The organism is Bacillus sp. DU-106 (genome assembly GCF_004799705.1).
Lineage (GTDB): Bacteria > Bacillota > Bacilli > Bacillales > Bacillaceae_G > Bacillus_A > Bacillus_A cereus.
In genome coordinates, this window is sequence record NZ_CP026607.1 from 900071 (window position 1) to 919834 (window position 19764).

The following is a 19764-nucleotide window of genomic DNA, read 5'->3' on the forward strand; positions in this document are numbered from 1 at the left end:
CAAGCCGTGTATAAAAAAGTAGACAGTTGTATATGAATTTGTTGAAAAAAGAATACACATTACTGAGGGGATTTGAAAAAAGTAATGCTATACGATTTGGCATGATACTTGCGTTGGAAATAGTATCAACGTATAGGGGAGAGATAGAAATGAAGGTTAGTAAAATATATACAACGATTGATGCACACGTAGCTGGGGAGCCGCTTCGAATTATTACGGGTGGTGTGCCAGAAATAAAAGGGGAAACGCAGCTGGAAAGACGCGTCTACTGCATGGAACATTTGGATTACCTTCGTGAAGTTCTGATGTATGAACCGAGGGGGCATCACGGGATGTATGGTTGTATTATTACCCCGCCTGCAAGTGCTCACGCTGATTTTGGCGTATTGTTTATGCACAATGAAGGCTGGAGTACGATGTGTGGTCACGGTATTATCGCTGTTATTACAGTTGGAATTGAAACAGGCATGTTTGAAGTAAAGGGTGAAAAACAAAAGTTCATTATTGATAGCCCAGCCGGAGAAGTTATTGCGTATGCAACATATAACGGGAGTGAAGTAGAATCTGTATCATTTGAAAATGTCCCGTCCTTTGTATACAAAAAGGACGTTCCTATTAAAATAGATAACTATGAATTTCAAGTAGATATCGCGTTTGGAGGAGCATTTTACGCTGTAGTAGATTGTAAAGAATTTGGTTTGAAAGTTGATTTCAAAGATTTATCTGCTATTCAAATGTGGGGCGGTAAAATTAAACATTATATAGAGAGCAAAATGGAAGTGAAACATCCACTTGAAGAAGGATTGAAAGGAATATACGGCGTTATCTTTTCAGATGAACCGAAAGACAAAGGTGCTACGCTACGAAATGTAACGATTTTTGCTGATGGGCAAGTAGACCGTTCTCCTTGCGGTACAGGAACTTCAGCGAGAATCGCAACTCTTTTTGAAAAAGCTACCTTGCAAAAAGGAGAAGTATTCATCCATGAATGCATTACTGATGGGAAATTCCAGGGAGAAGTATTATCCGTAACCGCAGTAGATACATATGAAGCTTTCGTTCCAAAAGTAACGGGGAATGCCTTTATTACAGGATTTCATCAGTTCGTTGTAGATCCGAGAGATGATTTGAATCGAGGATTTTTGTTAGGATAAGAGGAGGGGGTGGAAAGATATGCTTGTCATAAGCGCGAACGAACAAAGAAACTTAGTAAATATGAATGAAGTTATTGAATACGCGGCGCTTGCTTTAAAAGAATTTTCCGCAGAAAGAACGATTACACCAATAAGAGGCTCATTACCATTTGCGAACGAGCAAAATACGGCATTAATTATGCCTTCAGTAGCGGAAGGACTTGAGGCACTTGGAGTAAAAATAGTAACGGTAGTCCCGCAAAATAAACAGATAGGAAAGAAAACGATCAATGGGATTGTGATGCTATCAGACTTTCAAACGGGAGAACCGCTCGCACTTCTAGAAGGATCGTACTTAACGATGATCCGAACGGGCGCCTTATCAGGAGTAGCGACAAAATATTTAGCTCGTCATAACGCAAAAACTTTATGCATTATCGGCACGGGTGAACAAGCGAAAGGAATTGCCGAAGCAATATTTACGGTTAGAGATATCGAAAAAGTTATCTTATACAATCGCACAGAAGAAAAAGCGTATGCATTTGCGCAATATATACAAGAGAAATTTGGAAAACCAGCTTACGTTTACAGGGATCCAAATGAAGCAATACGTGAGGCAGACATTATCGTCACAACTACGAATGCATCCACACCAGTCTTCTCAGAAATCTTGCAAAAAGGCGTCCACGTAAACGCCGTCGGCTCATTCAGACCGAGCATGCAAGAACTACCCTCACATGCCATAGCTAAAGCAAACAAAGTAGTAGTCGAATCAAAAGAAGCAGCACTAGACGAAACAGGAGACCTTCAAGTTCCGATAAAAGAAGGTCTATTCAAAGCAAACGCCATTCACGCTGAACTTGGTCAAATTATAAGCGGAGAAAAAGCTGGGCGCGAAAATGATGAAGAGATTACTATTTTCAAATCAGTTGGTTTGGCGGTAGTAGATATTATCGTTGCGAAGTATTTGTATGAGAAAGCGGTGGAGCAAGGAGTAGGGAATAAGATTGAGTTTTGAGACTGCCTTTTGGTGGTCTTTTTTGTCGGGATGGGTGTGCTAGTATTTATAATTGAAGCCTTTTAATATTATGTTGAAATATATGAATTCTGCGCGGACATCAAATCATTCATTCGATTGGTATATGAAAAAAGTTGCACCTCTAATTATTAGAGATGCAACTTTTTACCATTCACGCCATTCTTCTGTTATATCTTCTTCAGGTTCTAGACCAGCTATTCGTGCTGCTGTATCGATAAATTCATAGAGATCTTCTCTTTCCATTGTTTCAATAAAATGGTCATGTTCGATATTTAATTCATTTAATTTAATAACTACCTCTTTAACAACTTGCATTACTTCGACTTCGGTTGGATTCTCTCCTAATCGCTGTAAATTGTTAATGTAAGTGTCAAGAACTGTATTTGTTGTACTTATATTTTCTTCAGTGAAAAATTCTCCATCTTCATCAGACTCAACCCATGAGGTTGTTGGTTTGTTTTTTTTCAATTCATCAAATGTCATGATAACCTCCTAAATGTGTTTTTGTCTTTAATCCCATTCTATATTTTCGGTCATATATAACAATCATTTTAGAGGTGTTTTCTGTAAGTTTCTAGTTTTTTTATTCATTTTAAGAGGCCATCTATTCGAGGTTTTTTTATTTTATCATCCTTATAAATATAGTTTATCGCAAGAATACATTAATAGATTTCAAACTTTCTAGTTTTACAAAAAAGTTTGACTTTACATACAGGTAGTGGTAATTTAAAACTTATAAGAAAACTCGGGATTAATTCCGAGTTTTCTTATGGGTATAACTAGTTTGAGGGGGCCGAAAGATGAAACAGAAGTTATTTGCATTACCATTTGTTCTAATACTACTTATTGCATTAGCGGCTTGTTCTGGGGAAAAAGATTCTTCGAAGCAAGCAGGAACTAGTAAATCAGGGACTCCGAAAGATGGAGGAACGTTAACGATTGGTGTTAGCGATAATCCAGATACGATGAATCCGCTTTATGCGAATGATCGTGTGTCATTAACTGTGCAGCAAGCTTTATATGCGCCGCTATATCATATGGAAAACGGTAAGAAAAAGTTTGTTCTTGCTGAGAGCTTTACGCCTTCAGAAGATCAATTAACTTGGACACTGAAGTTAAAAGATAATTTGAAATGGCATGATGGTAAGAAAATTACATCAGACGATATAGCATTTACATTCCAATCTATTTTGGATGAAAAGCAAAATAGCTCAAGTCGTGAAAACTTTATTTTTAAAGGAAAGCCGCTTGAGGTGAAAAAGGTAGATGAGTTAACAACTCAATTCGTTTTACCACAAGTAAGCGCATCTTTCGAAGGTGTGATGAATGATTTCTTCCCAATTCCGAAACATGTATTTGAAGGGGAAGCAGATTTAGCGAAGAGTAAGAAAAACTTACAGCCTGTAGGATCAGGGCCGTTTAAGTTTAAAGAGTATAAATCAGATGAGTACGTTGCATTAGATCGATTTGATGATTATGTAGGTGGGAAAGCTAAATTAGACTCTATCGTATACCGAGTTGTAAAAGACCGTAATACAGCAAATGTTTCACTGCAAAATGGTCAAATCAACATGAAGATGATTGAGCCACAAGACTTTAAGAAATTAGATAGCACTGGGAACTTCTCAATGGTGACATTCCCTGAAGGTAGATTATTCTACTTATCTTATAACATGAATACGGAGCTTATGAAGAAAAAAGAAGTGCGCCAAGCAATTGCACATGCGTTAGATAAGAAAGAAATGATTAACTCAGCATTCGTTTCAGGTGAATTTGCAGAACCAGCAAATTCAATCTTAACGCCAGACGCTATGTATTATGCGAAAGATATTAAAGAGTATAAGTATGATAAAAAAGAAGCGAAAGATTTATTAGCAAAAGCTGGCGTGAAAGATAAAGAAAAAGTACGCGTGATGTATGTAACGAATAATAAAATCATGGAAAGCTTAGCGCTTTATACACAACAAAAATTAAAAGAAGTTGGCTTAGAAGTTGAACTAAATGCATTAGATGCTAGTGCGGCAAGTGAAAAAGGCTTAGATAAAGAGAATAAAGAATATGACATTACATTTGGTGGTTACATAATGGGACCTGAGCCAGATTCATATAAGAGCTTATTCTTAAGTAATGCTGAATACAATTATGCCCGATATAAAAACGCTGATTTCGATAAGTTATGGGAAGAAGCTGCAGTTGAAACAGATAAAACAAAACGTGCAGAGCTATACCATAAAATTCAAGAGACAGCTAGAGAAGACGTACCTTATCTACCAATTGCGTATCCGAAAGCAGTTATTGCAGTAGATAAAAAGTTTGATGGATTAAAAGAAGCAAAAGCAATTCCTGTCACAATGTTTGAAGATCTATCTAAGATTTATGAAGTGAAATAAGAAACAGTAAAGAAGCTGGTGGAAATCAGCTTCTTTAGCTTGAGGGGGGAAGTTTGTGTATAAAGTAATTGCGAAGAGGCTTTTAAATGCAATTCCGCTTTTATTTGTTATTTCTATTATTTCTTTTCTATTAATAAAGCTAGCGCCGGGGGATCCTGTTCGAAACTTTGTAACGCCAAACATGAGTCCAATTGATGTGGAGCGTATTCGCAAAAGTTTAGGACTAGATCAACCAATTTACGTGCAGTATTTTTTATGGTTAAAAACCATTTTAACAGGGAACTTTGGTTACTCACTTCAAAATCATCGTCCTGTTTTAGATCTTATCGCAGAAAGATTACCCGCAACAATTGGATTAATGGGATCATCTTTACTCGTCTCATTCGTAATCGCAATACCACTTGGACTATTTACAGGTGTGAAAAAGAATTCATTCTTTGACCGCATTGTAAACTTTATTTCATACGTTGGTATTTCTATGCCGGTTTTCTGGTTTGCACTACTATTAGTCTACTTATTCTCTTTAAAATTGAACCTACTTCCGAGTATGGGTATGCGCACCGTAGGTAAAGATTCTGTCTGGGATATTGTGCAACACGGTATTTTACCTTGCATGGTGTTAGCGTTCCAAAACGTATCTGTTTATATGAGATATATTCGTTCAAGTACGATTCAGCAATTAGAAGAAGAATATGTACAAATTCAATATGCGTACGGCGCTTCAAAGAAAACAGTTTTATTTAATCACGTACTTCGAAATGTATTAATACCGATCATTACAATTTTCGGATTATCGATTCCAAGTTTAGTAGGCGGAGCGTTCATTACGGAAACAGTATTTTCATGGCCGGGTCTTGGTTCACTTGGGGTAAATGCTATTTTTAGATTTGATTATCCGATTATCATGGCAATTACATTACTATCATCATTCATGTTAATTCTCGGTAACTTAATTGCTGATATTTTATATGGCGTAGTAGATCCGCGCATTCGAATGAGGGGGTGATTTGGAATGAATAATAGGAGATTTCAAACGATAAAAAGTAGTTTTACGAAAAATAAGTTTGTACTAATGGGAGTTATAATACTTGCGATTTTAACGGTTGCATCAATATTCGCATTCGTATCGCCGTACGATCCTAGCAAAATGTCGATTCCAGATCGCTTACAAGAACCGAGTATGAGTCATCCTTTCGGAACGGATGATTACGGAAGAGATTACTTAACGAGAGCGTTATATGGCGGACGAGTTTCGCTTGCGGTCGGTTTCCTTGCGATGGTTGTTTCTATTACAATCGGTACTGCAGTTGGAACAATTAGCGGGTATTTTGGCGGAAAGTTAGACAACTTTTTAATGAGAGTTGTTGAAGTGCTTATGTCAATTCCATCATTCTTTTTAATGCTACTATTAAATGCGTATTTAAAACCAGGAATTACGACGTTAGTTCTTATTATCGGATTACTAACATGGATGGACACCGCCCGTATTGTAAGGGCAGAAACGTTATCTGTAAAAGAGCGTGAGTACGTTTTATACGCAAAAGTATCAGGACAAAAATCACTTATGATTATTGTAAGACATATCATTCCTAACATTTTATCAACCATTATTATCGCCGCGACATTAACGATTGCGACATCGATTTTAATGGAATCATCACTTAGTTTCTTAGGTTTAGGTATTAGAGAACCAGATTCTTCTTGGGGCAGCATGCTAAACAATGCGCAAGGATATATTGGTGAAGCTTGGTATTTAACGCTCTTCCCAGGATTCCTTATCCTTTTAACGGTACTGAGTTTTAACGTAATTGGTGAAGCATTGAAGAAAGCTTTCGCACCAAAAGGAGCCGGACATGAAAACTAAAGTGTTAAGTGAAAGGAGTGAGAAGCGTGTCTGAAAAACTACTAGAAGTGAAAAATTTAAAAACTTCTTTTTTCATAGAAAGTGGCGAAGTTGAAGCGGTTCGCGGTGTTACATTTCGCTTAAATAAAGGAGAAGTAGTCGGTATCGTTGGGGAATCTGGAAGCGGGAAGAGTGTAATGGCGAAGTCTGTTATGTCTCTCGTTACGTCACCAGGAAAAGTGAAAGAAGGGGAAATCCTTTTTCATAATGAAAACATACTTTCTAAATCTGAAAAAGAATTGCGTTCTATTAGAGGAAATCAAATTTCACTTATCTCTCAAGACCCAATGTCAGCGCTAAATCCGGTCGTAAAAATTGGGAAACAAATGACGGAAGTAATTATACGTCATCAAAAAGTGAAAAAGAAAGAAGCAGAGCAGATCGCGATCAACTTGTTAAAACAAGTTGGCCTTTCGTCAACAGAAGAAAGGGTAAAACAATATCCGCATGAACTAAGCGGTGGTATGAAGCAGCGGGTTATGATCGCAATGGCGATGTCTTGTAACCCAGACCTTCTTATTGCGGACGAACCGACGACTGCACTTGATGTAACGATACAGGCGCAAATACTAGATTTAATGAAAAACTTAAAGAACGAAACGAATATGGCGTTACTTCTTATTACGCACGACTTAGGAATCGTCGCGCAAAACTGTACGCGCGTTATCGTTATGTACGGCGGGCTTATTATGGAAGAAGGACCTGTACTTGATATTTTCCAATCGCCGAATCATCCATATACGAAAGGGCTATTAAACTCTTTGCCAAAAATAGCGAACGGCGTAAAAGAAAGGCTCGCTCCTATTCAAGGTGTAACGCCAAACTTATTAAACCCGCCACAAGGTTGCCCATTCGCAGAGCGTTGCCCGCATGCGATGGACATTTGTGAAAAAGAACGTCCGCCATATTTTGAAATCGGAAACGAAAGACGTTCCATGTGCTGGTTAAACGATAAGACAGTAGGTGATTCACATGCATGAAGAAAACTTAATTGAAGTTCGGAACTTAAAAAAGTATTTTCCTATTAAAAAAGGACTATTCGGCAGAAAAACAGAGCAATTAAAAGCAGTCGATGACTTAAGCTTTACAATTAAAAAAGGTGAAACATTCGGGTTAGTAGGAGAATCTGGCTGCGGAAAATCAACGACAGGAAGAAGTATCATTCGCTTACACGATGTCACTTCAGGTAACGTTTTATTTGACGGAAAAGATATCGCAAGTTTAAAGGAAAGTGAACTAAAAGAATATCGAAAACGAATGCAAATCATTTTCCAAGATCCATACGCATCATTAAACCCGGCAATGAACGTATTCCAAATTATTAGTGAGCCAATGAACATTCATGGATCTTATGAAAAAGAAGAACAAAAAGAAATCATATTAGACCTGCTCAAAAAGGTAGGCTTAAAAGAAGAACATTTATATCGCTACCCGCACGAATTTAGCGGGGGCCAGCGCCAGCGCATTAGCATCGCGCGCGCACTATCTGTAAAACCAGACTTTATCCTATGTGACGAACCAATCTCAGCACTAGATGTCTCAGTCCAAGCGCAAGTCGTAAACATGCTGCAAGACATTCAAGAAGAAACAGGTGTCACATATTTATTCATCGCACATGACCTATCGATGGTAAGACACATATCAGATCGAATCGGAGTCATGTACTTAGGAAACATAGTAGAAATTGCCGACAGCGAAGACTTATACACAAAACCGGCACATCCATACACACAAGCACTACTCTCATCTATGCCAGAACTAGATCCAACAAACACAGGCAAAGAACGGATCATCCTAGAGGGGGAAGTTCCAAGCCCCCTCAACTCACCGTCCGGCTGCAAATTTAGAACGCGCTGCAAATTCGCCACTGAAAAATGCGCACAGGAAGTACCGAAGATGGTTGAGATTGCGAAAGGGCATGAAGTGGCTTGTCATTTGTTTTAGAGGGAGAGCACTAGGGGGGACCTGGTGCTTTTTTCTTTTGTGTTGGGGTGTGGGATTGGTTGTAGACTAATGGTCAGTGATTGTTTATAGTTGCATTTCCTGTTATATAATTTTCCTTATTTTTCAACTATAATTGTAATGATATGTTAGATTGTATATTTTATCCTTAATATATTTAATGGAAGGGGGACTCTCTATGAAATTGCTTCGTTCATTTCTCATTTTCACTCTTGTTGTATTGTTAAGCGCATGTAATACAGCAACAAAAGTCACAAAGGTTCAAAAAAATGGCGAAACGACTTTAACAATTGGTTCTTTGCAGGGGTATTACGATGTACAAACGCTTAAAGCTGAAAAAGGAAATGTGGAAATTCCTTATGAGGCAGCAGTTGAAGAAGGTACGATTTTATTGCAAGTCACAAAAGACGATAAGGTCATTTATGAAGAAGAAGTCACTTCTCAAAAAGAAGGTTTGCTTTCTTTTGAAGCGCCAAAATCCGGATCATATGATTTAATTGTACGTGTGAAGGGTGAAGAAGAGAAAGCGAAAGGAATTCAAATACATACGAAGCTATGAAAAAACGGCAAGCGGAGTATACTCGCTTGCCGTTTCCATTTCCAGTTGGTTCTGGCATAACAAATGCTCATCAATTTCAAGAAGTGAACGTAAAGTAATTCCGAAGTATACAATATTTTACTTTCAGCGATGTAATCCCTAATAAAAGATTCAATAAATTTCATAATATAAATATTTAATTCTAATCATTAAAAATCCTACTTTTTCTTACTTTAATTGTTTCTAAAATATAAAGAAGAATACCTAAACCAAATATTTTTTCAGCATTAGAAATATTATTACCTAATTTAATAATCGGTACATTTAAGCCAAATCTTTCACTCCATTCTAAAGGCATATATCCCCTCTTGCAGTTTATTAATATACGATCATCCATTGTACGAAAAGACGTTTCGAAAAAATCAAATTCCACTTCTATCTCAGAAATTTTTATCTCTTTTTCATTCATCAAAGAACCACGTACCATTCCAAATCCTTGTATCATATTTTCTTTAAACATACCTACACAATTATAATTCGAATCATAAATAGCCCAATCATAATTTTCAACTTCACTTTGAAAATATGCAAGGATTTCTCCATCACTTGCTTCCAATCCAAAAACTTCTTTATTTTTTAAAATAGGTAATGTTGAAGAAATCATCTTTGTTCCTGCTACATATCTTCCATCAGGAGTATATAAACCTAAATGTTTATTATTGCCGGGTAATTCTAACAAAACATAAGTATCAATATCCCAAAATGTTAAATCATTTTTAATTATATTTTTTTCTAGTAAATTTCCTTTTCTTAATTGCCAAAATCCAATACTAAAAAATACAAGAGAAGCTATAATAATTAAGATTACTGGTCCCCAATTAATATTACCCCAAGTATTATACATACCAATTAATCCATAAAGAAAAAGCCCAGTTCCAATTAAACACTTCAAATTTCTCTTTTTTTATAATACTCAAATAATTCCACATAAACACCTCTATCAGTTGTTCTTAATATTTCAATTACCTTTCAAATAGGGGGCACATTACCGAAAGTGAAAAATTGTATGCTAAGGGTGTAAAAACCTATTATAGCAGGTTTTATAGACGTTATATTTACCTTTATAATAAAAGAGGACGTGGAGTAACTTGATTATTCTTAATCATTCGACAAGATACAACAATTTAAGATCATATTTTTTGCTATGATAAGTAAGAAATTTACATATCGTGTTATTGGGGGATAAAAAGAGATGTTGAAAAAATTTACTACATGTATTTTAGGTGGCGCTTTAGTATTCAATTTATCTGGTTGCGGCAATACATCCGACAAAACTTCTTCAGAATCTAAAGAAACCAATTCTAAACAAGAAGAAAAGAAAGTGCAAACAACTGATGAGGCGAAAACGAAAGAGAATACAAAGCAGAAAAATACAGAACAAACAAAAGAGAAATCAAAAATAAAAGAAAAAGAGTATGCTGTAAACAAGGATTTTCATACACCTAAATTTGATGTAACTGTAAAAAGAGTTGTAGAAAGAGATAAGGTTGGTAAAGAGAGTATAGGATTCCAAAAACCTGAAGATGGACATGTCTTTATTGTTGTAGAAGCAGAAGGGAAAAATATCACAAACGAACCGATGAAATTAGCCGTTTTACCATCAGTGGATTTAGTGGATGAAAATGATAATGCTTATCAAAGTGATGTGTTAGCAGCTAGTAGTTATGCGGTTGAAAAAGGTGAGACCTCTACTATTACTAAGGAATTAAAACCAGGGGAGGTAAAGAGACAAAATAAAGTTTACGTGATTAATAAAGAAAAATTTGATACAGGAAAGTGGTATGTAGTTGTTAACCATGAGTATAAGGAACAAATTAAATAGTGTTTATTTATGAAGAGGAGATGGCTCCTCTTTTTTTTTACAAGTTAACACAGAATTTCGTTATAATGTAGAAATTTAATGTTTTCGAAAAAAAGAATTGACTTCTATATTAGTTGTAACTAAAATGGTTACATAAAGATGTAATAAATTTAGTTACAACTAATATCTGCTAAAAATATGATTTATATATTTAATTAAGGATGGTGGTCCATACGTTGCCACCCGGTGTAGAAAGTTACTAACACATTCAAATCGATGCATATTCTAAGCTTTAGTATTTTCTGTTACGGGGCAATAAGGTGAAACGTTATCTTTTGTTAAAAACCTTGGTGGATCTTTCTTTGGAAATATTAGTTTTGGGGAAATATAGTAAGGTATCTAAAAAAGAACAAGGTATAAAAAGATGTACTTATATAAACCAAAAATTTAGTTGAGCTGGATAATAAAAAAAAGGTAGGAGATTTAAATGGAGACGAAACAAGATAACCTTATTTACGTATGGGATGCATATTGTGGATGGTGCTATGGTTTTTCAGAAAGTATTAAAGGATTTTACAAAAACCACAATGAAGTGCCATTAACGGTTTTATGTGGAGGGTTATTTTTGGATAATTTACCAATGAAACACTTCTCATATATAGAAGAAGGAAATAAAAGAATTAATCAACTTACAGGTGCTGAATTTGGTCCTTCCTATCAAAAATTGGTGGAGGAAGGGACTTTTAAAATGAATTCGAAAGATGCTGCAATTGGCTTTTCAGCTTTACGCTCATTAGCGCCAGACCGTTTATTAGAATTCACTTCGGCTATGCAAAAAGCGTTTTATTATGAGGGCCAAAGTCTGAGTGATCCTGAAACATATCGCAAGATTGCAATCGAGCATGGTTTGGACCCTGAACAAGTATTAGAACGTTTAAACGCTCAAGAAACAATAATAGATGTCCAAAATGATTTCAATAAAGTTCGACAGCTTGGTGTTAATAGCTATCCTTCATTACTTTTACAAAAGGATAATCAAATTATTCCTATGGGTGGTGGCGTAATGACGCCGGATAAAATTGAAGCACGTTTTAAAAATTTATATTAAGAAAATTTAGGATATAGTAGCAAACATGTTATCTTAAGCCACCTGACATTCATCTCCGGAATATTCGCTAGTACTATGTGTTAACTGGCGAAGGGAAATTGGATGCGTTCAAAACGTATTTAAGTGAAAATGTATCTTGGACAGAAGCTACTGGGTTTCCATATGCAGGTACTTATATAGGTCCAGATGAAGTAGTGAAAAACGTACATGAACGTCTTGGCACGGAATGGGATGACTATAGTGCTAAAGATGAAATTTATACTTTTAATAACGATACTGTTATCGTGTATGGAAAATATAGTGGAACATATAAAGCTACAGGGAAGTCATTTGTAGCAGATTTTTGTCACCTTTATAAGCTTGATGAGAACGATAAGGTTAAGAAGTTTATTCAAATTGTGGACAGTGCAACTGTTAATGAGGTATTAAGTTAGAATTAATCGTTTCTAATATGCCTTGTATAGGGGGAGGTTAGGATAAATGAAATTCCTAACATTACCTCTGACATTACATTTTGAGGAAGGTTTCTCCTTCTTCAAACTTTTTATAGAAGAAAACTTATTTAAGTAGAAGAGGTAGGTATATATGAAATTAGAGAAAAGTTTAATAGTAATAATTATTTCTGTGTTTATTTTAGGAATTGTATCGACTTTGATATTTCAAGCTTCCACCGGTAATAACAAAGGTAACTCAATTAAGAGCGAGAATGTCGCTTCTGTATTAAAAGAAGTAAAAGAAAATGAAAAGAATAAAAAGATGGTAGTTGATTTCTATAATGAAGTTTTTAACAAACATAATATCGATATTATCCCTAAATATGTTAGCGAAGATTATCAGCAACATAATCCTTTTGTTGCTGATGGACGAAAAGCCTTCATGGATTTCTTTAAGGAGGATTTTGTTAAAAATCCTAATTCCTCTGCAGAGATTAAACGTGTAGTAGCTGAAGGGGATACAGTTGCTCTTCATGTACATTCTCGTACTAATTCTCAAGATAAGGGAGTTGCTATAGTGGATATATTTCGTATCAAGGATGGAAAGATTGTCGAACACTGGGATGTAATTCAAGAGATTCCAAGTGAAGCAGCTAATGATAATACGATGTTTTAGATAGAAGATATATTTAATAATTGTTTAAATGATAGTGCTGTATAGAATTTAGAAATTTAGATAATAAGTTATCAAATTTGGAAAACATTTAAAAATAGCATATTAAATGATGGCACAAATTAATACGAAATAGCTCTTTAATAAAAAATCCTACTCATTAAAAAATGAGTAGGATTTTTTATTAAAGAATAGTGCTAATTTTGTGGTTCGGCACCATCTAAATTTGGAAACCATGAAAGTATAGGTACTCTATATCCACGTAAAGTAAAATCGTAATTTTTTCCTTCTTTTATGTTTGCTTGCAGATCCACTGAATGAAACTTCATCATAAGAAGGCTATCTTCATTAGAAATAATTTTTTCGGTTCCATTTTTTTGCTCAACCTAGTACAATCTCACCAGTTTAAAAAAGACCACCATTACTGGCAGTCCTTTTTTGGTAGTTTTAGAAATTAAATTATAACATATTAATATACAAATTATAAATATACTTTTACAAAAGATACTATAAGTTTTTTATAATTCTTGATTTCTCAATTTTCATTGCATAATGAATTTTTCTATGGGTATTAACAACTAACATTAAAATTATCAATTCACTAGATTATTAGAAAAAACTGGTTATCTATATAATTATTTGGTAAAATATAGATATAATTTAAGAGGGTAAAGTTAATATAGATCAACTAAGTAATGCTAAGAAAATGTTTTATTGCATAAAAAAAGGCTCCATTGCTGGAGCACTCAAAATAAACAAACGAATTAAAACAAGAAACAGACAATTTAACTATATAGATAAAACATAAATAAATCTATATATATGCAAAAATGCATATAAAAACTCTATTTATTGATGCTATAATAGGTTTACTCGATGATTGTTATATTTTTTTATGGTTTTTAAGCAATAAATACCTTCTTAACACCAATTGTACAAGTAAAAGAAGACATCTTAAGCGATGTCTTCTTTTCTTATATAATAACAACACAATAAAATTAAGATGGTTCAAGTGGGAGGAAGGCACCTTTGGGTGTTTTTTCTTTGTCGAATTTGCCTAATAGGGGCAGCACCACATTGCTATCAAGTTAAAAAATTTTTTCACCCAAAACAAAAAAACGAGCTGAATTCACATAAATAACTATGGAAGAAAACAAAAGCTTGGGATTAAAGAACTTGTGATGTATGATTATATTGGCTGTTTTTATTCAAAAGGATATATTAATCCTGAGTATACATTTGTATTTAATCATGAGGATATCGAAGAAATTATATTTGTAGGTTTTATAGATGAGGAAGAAGAGGCATTTGTAGGATTGCTTAATTGAATATGATCTAGAAACAGGTAATCTTCAAATTCCGATAAAACTAGCAATCTCCACGCCGAACTTGGACAAATCCTAAGCGGGGGAAAAACGGACGCGAAAATGATGAAGAGATTACTATTTTCAAATCAGTTAGTTTGGCTGTAGTAGATATTATCATTGCGAATTATTTGTATGAGAAAGTAGTGGAGCGCGGGATGGGATTGAGCTTTGAGGGACTGCCTTTTGGTGGTCTTTTTTGCATAAAATCTTGTAAAGTTAGAAAAAGTAGGATATTTAATGATTAGAATTGAATATTCATATTCTAATATTCAATAGAAAGATAAAACGTTTAAAAGTTCAGAATAATAGATTATAATATGTTTAGTAAAATTAACCAATAAATATTTTGCTCATTATGTATTAAAGGGGAAATGAAAATGGCTGGACAAATTCGTATGTCACCAGAGGAGCTTAAATCGAAAGCGGCTCGATATGGACAAGGTGCAAATCAAATTGAGGACATTTTAAGTCAACTACAAAACTTACAAAATGAATTAAGAGGAGAATGGGAAGGTCGTGCTTTCGAAGGTTTTGATCAACAGTTCAATCAATTAAAGCCAAAAGTACAAAACTTCGCACAGCTATTACAAGAAATTAATATGCAGCTTAATAAAACTGCAGAAGCTGTTGCTTCTCATGATGAAGAATTATCACGTAATTTCGGTTTGAAATAAAAATTGTCATACTCTATATAACAGGCATTTCAAATGAGCCATACAGCTTATAGTGTATGGCTCATTTGATTGCATGCCCAACTTAGCTGGACACACGTTTAAAAAGAGTGATATCAATAGGGAATTTTCATATATTTATTGGGATTTTTTTGGCATCTTCTGAAAATTAGAGAAAGGATTTGAGTGATGGGACAATTTCAAAGTAATTTTCAAACGGCACAACAAATTGCTACGCAGATGAGAACAGCTTCGAATATAATCCAAAGTGCAACAAATCGTTCTATAACAAAGGCGACGCGTACAACACTATCTGTTAATTCCAAAGCACAAGAAGCGAATCAACAAATGTTAGATTTTACGAAACAATTTTCCACTGCCTTTCAACAAGCGGTCGATAATATTCATTCAGTAGCCCAAGAGTTTGAGAGAATGGATAACGAACTTCACAACACTTTTCGCTAATGTGAAAACCTACGTAAAGGTAAAATAGTAGGAGGAATATAATGAGTCAAGATATTGAAAAACAAATCAATCAAGTAAATCAAAAGTTAAGAAGTGTATTTGAAGAACAAGACCGAAATCAATCCGCGATTCACATTCAGGAGCAAGCGGAAGCAGATTTTTATGAATGGAGAGGTCGAAACCATCGTTTGTTTGATCGAATTTTAGGAACTTGGCATGGTGATAGAGAAATGTCTCAATTTTTTATGAATACATATCAAGAGGCACAACATATTGAACGAAAAGTCACATTTGAATTAGAAAACCAAAAAGAAACGTTGCTTAAAGAAAGACGAAACCTTAGTGATTTAGAAAACGACCTTTCCTATCAACAACAACAATTAGCGAGGGAGGTCAATGCATGAGCTTAAATATGTATTTAGGAGAAGTACAAGGCCAAACTCAAAGTATGAATGCTGTATGTAACGCTACTATTCAAGGTATGGAACAAGTCATTCAGTCAATTGATGCCTTTGCAATTGATACTGTTCTACAAGGACAAACTTATAGCAGTGCAAAATCATTTTTTGTACAAACCTTTCGTCCTTTAGCGCAAGGAATCATTTATCTGTGTGAAGAGTTAATTCGCCAGAACGATGCTTTTCCAAGTCAATTTCAATCACAAGTCGCTTCCACAGATGTAATTGAACAAGAAATATTAGAACAAATTCGAGAAATTGACCGAATGAAAGCAAGTATGGAAGCTATCAGTCAAGCTATGCCAATCCCAGGTATGGACGCTATGGCGAATCTTTTTACTGTGATGAGGAAAAAACTGCAAGAAAAGCTGGATCATTTGTATCAATTCAATCAGACCTCTAGTAATAATTATAGTACAGCACTTCAATTAGCAGCTAGTATTGCTGCAGGTCTTGCGGAAGTTCAAAGTGGAAAAGGCTTTAGTCCTGCAAGTGGTACATTTAGTACGCAAGGGTTGAATATGGATTGGACGGGGCCTATTCAAAAAATTACAGCAGATAAAGCTCGTGAAGTTGATAATTTGATTAAAGAAAGAACAAAGCATGAAAGGTTGAATAAGGATTCTGAAAAAGTAGATAATAATAATAAATTTGCTACTAAATTAAATAGTATTGTCAATAAAACTAGTAGTTCGGATAATCATATTGTGTTTAAAAATTCTGGTGGATTAGGTGTAGAACCAGATAAAAAAAGTGGTGCTTTTGCTCAAGCTTTTAAATATGAAACGGATATACAGCTTCCTAAAGATATGGATACTTTTTCTAATGATTTAACATCTTTTAATAAAATTGGTGGAGAGGTTAAAGGAGCTGTTGTAGATGCTGGATTTAAAGTTGAAGATTTTACTATACATGAGCAATTGCTTAGAGCTGAAGTTAAAGCTCAGTTTGGTGGGGGAATTGGTGGAGAAGCCAAGGCTGGGGTAACTTTTAATGATCTTGGTGTAGATCATGATTTTGGAAAGGCTCATATAAAAGTAGGAAATGCTGAAGCTGGTTTTGAGGCTAAAGATGGTCATATTGGTATTGGTGCGAAAGCAGATTTAGTTAAAGGTGAAGCAGAACTTAAAGTTCCTATTCCTTTTATTGATTGGAAAGTAGTTGTTGGTGGAGAGGCAGCTTATGGTAGTATTGGTGGAGAGGCTAAATTTGGATTAATGAATGAAATTGATGTTGGTCTTGGAATAGGTCTAGGGGTAAAGTTTGGAGTAGAAAAGGATTAAATAGTTTTATTTAATTAATGTTAGGAGGATAAAGTTTGTTTTCTTTAGATGTATTTAAGAAGATTTTATTGATTTTTTGTGCTATTGCTGTTCCATCTAGTTTGTTAGCTATATGGTTTGGAGCAGATGCTACGTTTAATGAAAAAATTGTTTTATCTGTTGTATTTTGTTTAGTAATGCCATTATCTATTTTTATATTTTATAAGATTGTTTCATTTTTTTTTAAGAAATCTCATTCTTCAAAGAAATATTAATTTTTTATAATTTAGTTAGGAGGAACTTTTAATTATGGAAGATAGATATATGCCAAATTTATTTATTGGAGAAGATTTATTACCAATTGGTTCTGTGGTTCTTGTTGAAGGAATTAATCAACCTCTTATGATTTACGGTAGAAAACAGGGACAAGTGAATGAAAATAAAATGTGGGATTACGTGTCTTGTCCATATCCTCATGGGAATTTGTCTAAAGAATACAATGTATTTTTTAATCATAATCAAATTGCTAGTTTATTTTTTAAAGGTTTTGAAACAGTCGAAGAGTTAGAGTTAAGAAATAAACTAGCAAAATTTTAGTGAAAAGGTAGATTAATTATATGTTTTCAGGATTTCAATGGTTTCCTAAAAGATGGGGAAAAAGAAAAGTTTCAGAACAGTTTCATCAATCAAAGTTTGCTGATGAAGGTAAAGGTATTTTGATTACTATTTATGCTATAGATTTGTATTTTATATCTATTCCTTTAAAGGTAAAAAAATATAATTAGTTTTAATCATAAATATATTTTTTATTTGAAGGTTAGAGGATTACCCCTAAAATGTGAATTTACAATATTAATTTGTTGCTAGTCTTAAAAATGAATAACTTTAACATCAATAAAGATTTTGAGATAAGTCATACGAGATACTTGTAAACCTTAGCTGAAGTGTAAAATTAATTAAATATCTATCAATAGAATAAATCATATTGATAGATATTTAATATTGTAAATCTGCAAGTTCTTGATGTTATTTCAGTTTTTTATTAATTTCAATATATTTTAGGTTCATGAATACTTACTGGGGATATTATTAGAAATGTGTATTGAATTAAATACAAAGTGTATCTAGTATATTGTCTTTTTCTTCCTTGTTGATACCAATATATTTCAGTGTAATTTATAGGGTGCTATAATTGAGTATTTCGTGTAACATAGTGACACCTTTTATTTATAGAACCAATAGCCGAAGGTTTTGCGCATGGTGTGAGTCCCAATAGATTCGATACCAGCAAAATCTTTGGCTTTTTGAAATTTTTGATAAGCCTAGATTTTATTAATGGGTTGATCTTCTTTTCGAGAAGGGAATAATATTTCACAGAAGGTATAAAATGGGATGTTGATTTAGATGGTGATGGTGAAGATAATAGTATTAAGGATAGGGTGAAAACGGGTTCGAAAAAAGCTTGGTCAACAGTAGTGGGGTGGTTTAATTAACATGAAAAAAAATATGGATTTTAATAAAAAAGCTTTTGAATATTATATGGCTCTTTATACTGTAAATGATATAAGATCGACTATAATTACTCTTGTGATTGGGATAGCAGATATATTTGTGCTTTTACCTGCTTTTGCGAATCCTGTTCAACCGATATATATGTACATAATAGTTCCACCAGTTGCTTTTTTAAATGTATGGGCAATATGGATTGTTATAAATCCTAGGAAGCGGCAATTACAATACACTCTATTTCGTGGGGTATTTGGCATCGTATGTTCAGTAGGATTATTAGTTATAACCCAAAAGTTTGCATATGGAATGTTAGGATTACAAACTCCCATCTATTTTATTTTTTCGGTTGGTTTGTATATTTTTGCTTTGAATTATTATTATAAAAATCATATTAAAAAACTTCAGGAACCAATCAAAAAATCAAAATCATCGAAAAAAAACTCTGGTTTCGGAGTAGTGGCGTTTATAGGATTGGGTCAACTCGTTGCTAATATCAGTCTTGGTTTTGCAACACAAAAGATGGTAGCAATTGTATTAATGTGTGTATACTCCATGCTTTCATTTATTTTGTTTCATTTCATTATGGAACTCCATAGGTACTATTACTTAAGAAAGCATATAGAAGATGGGGGTAGAACACATGAAACCTTTTAAAGAGGTTTATTGAATGTTAAGTATTGTGATTTATGGAAGGAAACAAAAACTTATGGTTAAAGAACCTGTGATGTATGACTATATTGGCTGTTTTTATCCAGAAGGAGGAAAGCTGATATGCAAGCATTTAAAGTTGGAAAATTAGTTGTATTCGTTGCAATTATAATACTTCTTGTAGTTGCTATTTTATCTCCTTACAACTTATTTAAAAAGATTTATTTTATTATTGGTGTTCTTATTATTGGCGCAATTTCACTTGGTGCAAATAAATTCTTTGAACTGATACACAGTAAATTTAATAAGAAATGATATTACTTATGTGATAAAGAAATTCCCC

23 protein-coding genes and 4 pseudogenes are annotated in these 19764 nt (G+C 34.0%); 24 read left to right on the forward strand and 3 right to left on the reverse strand.

Features of this window, described 5'->3' with window-relative positions; all coding sequences use genetic code 11:
* Window positions 1-149: 149 nt before the first annotated feature.
* Both C3Y97_RS04700 and C3Y97_RS04705 read left to right on the forward strand, forming a co-directional pair.
* Window positions 150-1154: a proline racemase family protein gene (locus C3Y97_RS04700; protein WP_136363079.1), complete on the forward strand. Its 1005-nt coding sequence runs from the start codon at window positions 150-152 to the stop codon at window positions 1152-1154.
* A gap of 19 nt (window positions 1155-1173) precedes the next feature.
* Window positions 1174-2151 carry an ornithine cyclodeaminase family protein gene (locus C3Y97_RS04705; protein ID WP_136363081.1) on the forward strand — a complete coding sequence of 326 codons (978 nt, stop codon included), beginning with the start codon at window positions 1174-1176 and terminating at the stop codon, window positions 2149-2151.
* A gap of 165 nt (window positions 2152-2316) precedes the next feature.
* On the opposite strand, the gene C3Y97_RS04710 is transcribed toward C3Y97_RS04705, so the two are convergent.
* Entirely contained in the window at window positions 2317-2655 is a 339-nt protein-coding gene (locus C3Y97_RS04710; RefSeq protein ID WP_000141769.1) for a hypothetical protein, read from the reverse strand.
* 317 nt (window positions 2656-2972) lie between these two features.
* Between C3Y97_RS04710 and C3Y97_RS04715 the strand changes: the two genes are divergently transcribed.
* The 6 genes from C3Y97_RS04715 (at window position 2973) to C3Y97_RS04740 (ending at window position 8986) form a co-directional block, all read left to right on the forward strand.
* Complete coding sequence (locus C3Y97_RS04715; protein ID WP_136363083.1) at window positions 2973-4562, forward strand: ABC transporter substrate-binding protein; 1590 nt, start codon at window positions 2973-2975, stop codon at window positions 4560-4562.
* A gap of 55 nt (window positions 4563-4617) precedes the next feature.
* Complete coding sequence (locus tag C3Y97_RS04720) at window positions 4618-5568, forward strand: ABC transporter permease (RefSeq protein WP_000278785.1); 951 nt, start codon at window positions 4618-4620, stop codon at window positions 5566-5568.
* Between the two features lie 6 nt (window positions 5569-5574).
* On the forward strand, window positions 5575-6426 hold the full coding sequence (locus C3Y97_RS04725) for an ABC transporter permease (protein ID WP_001065302.1): 852 nt from the start codon (window positions 5575-5577) through the stop codon (window positions 6424-6426).
* A 26-nt stretch (window positions 6427-6452) separates the two neighbouring features.
* Window positions 6453-7445 (forward strand): ABC transporter ATP-binding protein, encoded by a 993-nt coding sequence (locus C3Y97_RS04730; protein ID WP_136363085.1) that lies wholly within the window; start codon window positions 6453-6455, stop codon window positions 7443-7445.
* Complete coding sequence (locus tag C3Y97_RS04735; protein ID WP_000544123.1) at window positions 7438-8409, forward strand: ABC transporter ATP-binding protein; 972 nt, start codon at window positions 7438-7440, stop codon at window positions 8407-8409. Before C3Y97_RS04730 ends, C3Y97_RS04735 begins: the two co-directional genes overlap by 8 nt.
* A 196-nt stretch (window positions 8410-8605) precedes the next feature.
* The gene (locus C3Y97_RS04740) at window positions 8606-8986 is read left to right on the forward strand and encodes a BA_1872 family lipoprotein (protein WP_000771854.1); all 381 of its coding nucleotides are present in this window, start codon (window positions 8606-8608) and stop codon (window positions 8984-8986) included.
* A gap of 181 nt (window positions 8987-9167) precedes the next feature.
* On the opposite strand, the pseudogene C3Y97_RS04745 reads toward C3Y97_RS04740, so the two are convergent.
* Window positions 9168-9952, reverse strand: a pseudogene (locus C3Y97_RS04745) (ABC transporter ATP-binding protein).
* A 265-nt stretch (window positions 9953-10217) separates the two neighbouring features.
* Between C3Y97_RS04745 and C3Y97_RS04750 the strand changes: the two are divergent.
* The 13 genes and pseudogenes from C3Y97_RS04750 to C3Y97_RS27700 all read left to right on the forward strand — a co-directional run bounded on the left by C3Y97_RS04750 (window position 10218) and on the right by C3Y97_RS27700 (window position 18049).
* Window positions 10218-10847, forward strand: coding sequence for a hypothetical protein (locus C3Y97_RS04750; RefSeq protein WP_000913402.1), 630 nt, complete (start codon window positions 10218-10220; stop codon window positions 10845-10847).
* Between the two features lie 466 nt (window positions 10848-11313).
* On the forward strand, window positions 11314-11934 hold the full coding sequence (locus C3Y97_RS04755) for a DsbA family protein (protein ID WP_136363087.1): 621 nt from the start codon (window positions 11314-11316) through the stop codon (window positions 11932-11934).
* Between the two features lie 77 nt (window positions 11935-12011).
* On the forward strand, window positions 12012-12368 hold the full coding sequence (locus C3Y97_RS04760; RefSeq protein ID WP_205688515.1) for a nuclear transport factor 2 family protein: 357 nt from the start codon (window positions 12012-12014) through the stop codon (window positions 12366-12368).
* 151 nt (window positions 12369-12519) lie between these two features.
* Entirely contained in the window at window positions 12520-13044 is a 525-nt protein-coding gene (locus C3Y97_RS04765) for a nuclear transport factor 2 family protein (protein ID WP_136363091.1), read from the forward strand.
* 1139 nt (window positions 13045-14183) lie between these two features.
* Window positions 14184-14369: pseudogene (locus tag C3Y97_RS04770) on the forward strand (DUF4176 domain-containing protein); the annotation flags it as partial.
* Between the two features lie 116 nt (window positions 14370-14485).
* Window positions 14486-14653, forward strand: a complete 168-nt coding sequence (locus C3Y97_RS28310; protein WP_333780023.1) for an ornithine cyclodeaminase — start codon at window positions 14486-14488, stop codon at window positions 14651-14653.
* A gap of 132 nt (window positions 14654-14785) precedes the next feature.
* Entirely contained in the window at window positions 14786-15082 is a 297-nt protein-coding gene (locus C3Y97_RS04780) for a WXG100 family type VII secretion target (protein WP_000918591.1), read from the forward strand.
* 186 nt (window positions 15083-15268) lie between these two features.
* On the forward strand, window positions 15269-15544 hold the full coding sequence (locus C3Y97_RS04785; RefSeq protein WP_000529655.1) for a TIGR04197 family type VII secretion effector: 276 nt from the start codon (window positions 15269-15271) through the stop codon (window positions 15542-15544).
* Window positions 15545-15585: 41 nt separating this feature from the next.
* Entirely contained in the window at window positions 15586-15948 is a 363-nt protein-coding gene (locus C3Y97_RS04790) for a DUF3958 family protein (RefSeq protein WP_000076120.1), read from the forward strand.
* Entirely contained in the window at window positions 15945-17285 is a 1341-nt protein-coding gene (locus tag C3Y97_RS04795) for a T7SS effector LXG polymorphic toxin (RefSeq protein WP_076876521.1), read from the forward strand. Before C3Y97_RS04790 ends, C3Y97_RS04795 begins: the two co-directional genes overlap by 4 nt.
* A gap of 35 nt (window positions 17286-17320) precedes the next feature.
* Entirely contained in the window at window positions 17321-17539 is a 219-nt protein-coding gene (locus C3Y97_RS04800) for a hypothetical protein (protein WP_076876522.1), read from the forward strand.
* Between the two features lie 34 nt (window positions 17540-17573).
* The gene (locus tag C3Y97_RS04805) at window positions 17574-17861 is read left to right on the forward strand and encodes a DUF4176 domain-containing protein (RefSeq protein WP_076876523.1); all 288 of its coding nucleotides are present in this window, start codon (window positions 17574-17576) and stop codon (window positions 17859-17861) included.
* Between the two features lie 20 nt (window positions 17862-17881).
* Window positions 17882-18049, forward strand: coding sequence for a hypothetical protein (locus C3Y97_RS27700; RefSeq protein WP_000490954.1), 168 nt, complete (start codon window positions 17882-17884; stop codon window positions 18047-18049).
* 322 nt (window positions 18050-18371) lie between these two features.
* Here the strand turns inward: C3Y97_RS27700 and C3Y97_RS28010 are convergent.
* Window positions 18372-18631, reverse strand: a pseudogene (locus tag C3Y97_RS28010) (tyrosine-type recombinase/integrase); the annotation flags it as partial.
* Window positions 18632-18758: 127 nt separating this feature from the next.
* On the opposite strand from C3Y97_RS28010, the gene C3Y97_RS04815 reads away from it, so the two are divergent.
* The 3 genes and pseudogenes from C3Y97_RS04815 (at window position 18759) to C3Y97_RS04825 (ending at window position 19736) form a co-directional block, all read left to right on the forward strand.
* Complete coding sequence (locus C3Y97_RS04815) at window positions 18759-19427, forward strand: hypothetical protein (RefSeq protein ID WP_136363095.1); 669 nt, start codon at window positions 18759-18761, stop codon at window positions 19425-19427.
* Between the two features lie 22 nt (window positions 19428-19449).
* Window positions 19450-19533 (forward strand): annotated as a pseudogene (locus C3Y97_RS04820) (DUF4176 domain-containing protein); the annotation flags it as partial.
* Between the two features lie 11 nt (window positions 19534-19544).
* A complete protein-coding gene (locus C3Y97_RS04825) occupies window positions 19545-19736 on the forward strand; it encodes a hypothetical protein (RefSeq protein WP_098213051.1) in 192 nt (63 codons plus the stop codon).
* Window positions 19737-19764: the final 28 nt, after the last annotated feature.

What these genes read in the sequence shown, in the direction of transcription:
- C3Y97_RS04700 (WP_136363079.1), top strand. Translation starts at nt 150, where the DNA reads ATGAAGGTTAGTAAAATATATACAACGATTGATGCACACGTAGCTGGG.
- C3Y97_RS04705 (WP_136363081.1), top strand. Translation starts at nt 1,174, where the DNA reads ATGCTTGTCATAAGCGCGAACGAACAAAGAAACTTAGTAAATATGAAT.
- C3Y97_RS04710 (WP_000141769.1), bottom strand. Translation starts at nt 2,655, where the DNA reads ATGACATTTGATGAATTGAAAAAAAACAAACCAACAACCTCATGGGTT.
- C3Y97_RS04715 (WP_136363083.1), top strand. Translation starts at nt 2,973, where the DNA reads ATGAAACAGAAGTTATTTGCATTACCATTTGTTCTAATACTACTTATT.
- C3Y97_RS04725 (WP_001065302.1), top strand. Translation starts at nt 5,575, where the DNA reads ATGAATAATAGGAGATTTCAAACGATAAAAAGTAGTTTTACGAAAAAT.
- C3Y97_RS04735 (WP_000544123.1), top strand. Translation starts at nt 7,438, where the DNA reads ATGCATGAAGAAAACTTAATTGAAGTTCGGAACTTAAAAAAGTATTTT.
- C3Y97_RS04740 (WP_000771854.1), top strand. Translation starts at nt 8,606, where the DNA reads ATGAAATTGCTTCGTTCATTTCTCATTTTCACTCTTGTTGTATTGTTA.
- C3Y97_RS04750 (WP_000913402.1), top strand. Translation starts at nt 10,218, where the DNA reads ATGTTGAAAAAATTTACTACATGTATTTTAGGTGGCGCTTTAGTATTC.
- C3Y97_RS04755 (WP_136363087.1), top strand. Translation starts at nt 11,314, where the DNA reads ATGGAGACGAAACAAGATAACCTTATTTACGTATGGGATGCATATTGT.
- C3Y97_RS04765 (WP_136363091.1), top strand. Translation starts at nt 12,520, where the DNA reads ATGAAATTAGAGAAAAGTTTAATAGTAATAATTATTTCTGTGTTTATT.
- C3Y97_RS04780 (WP_000918591.1), top strand. Translation starts at nt 14,786, where the DNA reads ATGGCTGGACAAATTCGTATGTCACCAGAGGAGCTTAAATCGAAAGCG.
- C3Y97_RS04785 (WP_000529655.1), top strand. Translation starts at nt 15,269, where the DNA reads ATGGGACAATTTCAAAGTAATTTTCAAACGGCACAACAAATTGCTACG.
- C3Y97_RS04790 (WP_000076120.1), top strand. Translation starts at nt 15,586, where the DNA reads ATGAGTCAAGATATTGAAAAACAAATCAATCAAGTAAATCAAAAGTTA.
- C3Y97_RS04795 (WP_076876521.1), top strand. Translation starts at nt 15,945, where the DNA reads ATGAGCTTAAATATGTATTTAGGAGAAGTACAAGGCCAAACTCAAAGT.
- C3Y97_RS04805 (WP_076876523.1), top strand. Translation starts at nt 17,574, where the DNA reads ATGGAAGATAGATATATGCCAAATTTATTTATTGGAGAAGATTTATTA.
- C3Y97_RS27700 (WP_000490954.1), top strand. Translation starts at nt 17,882, where the DNA reads ATGTTTTCAGGATTTCAATGGTTTCCTAAAAGATGGGGAAAAAGAAAA.
- C3Y97_RS04815 (WP_136363095.1), top strand. Translation starts at nt 18,759, where the DNA reads ATGAAAAAAAATATGGATTTTAATAAAAAAGCTTTTGAATATTATATG.
- C3Y97_RS04825 (WP_098213051.1), top strand. Translation starts at nt 19,545, where the DNA reads ATGCAAGCATTTAAAGTTGGAAAATTAGTTGTATTCGTTGCAATTATA.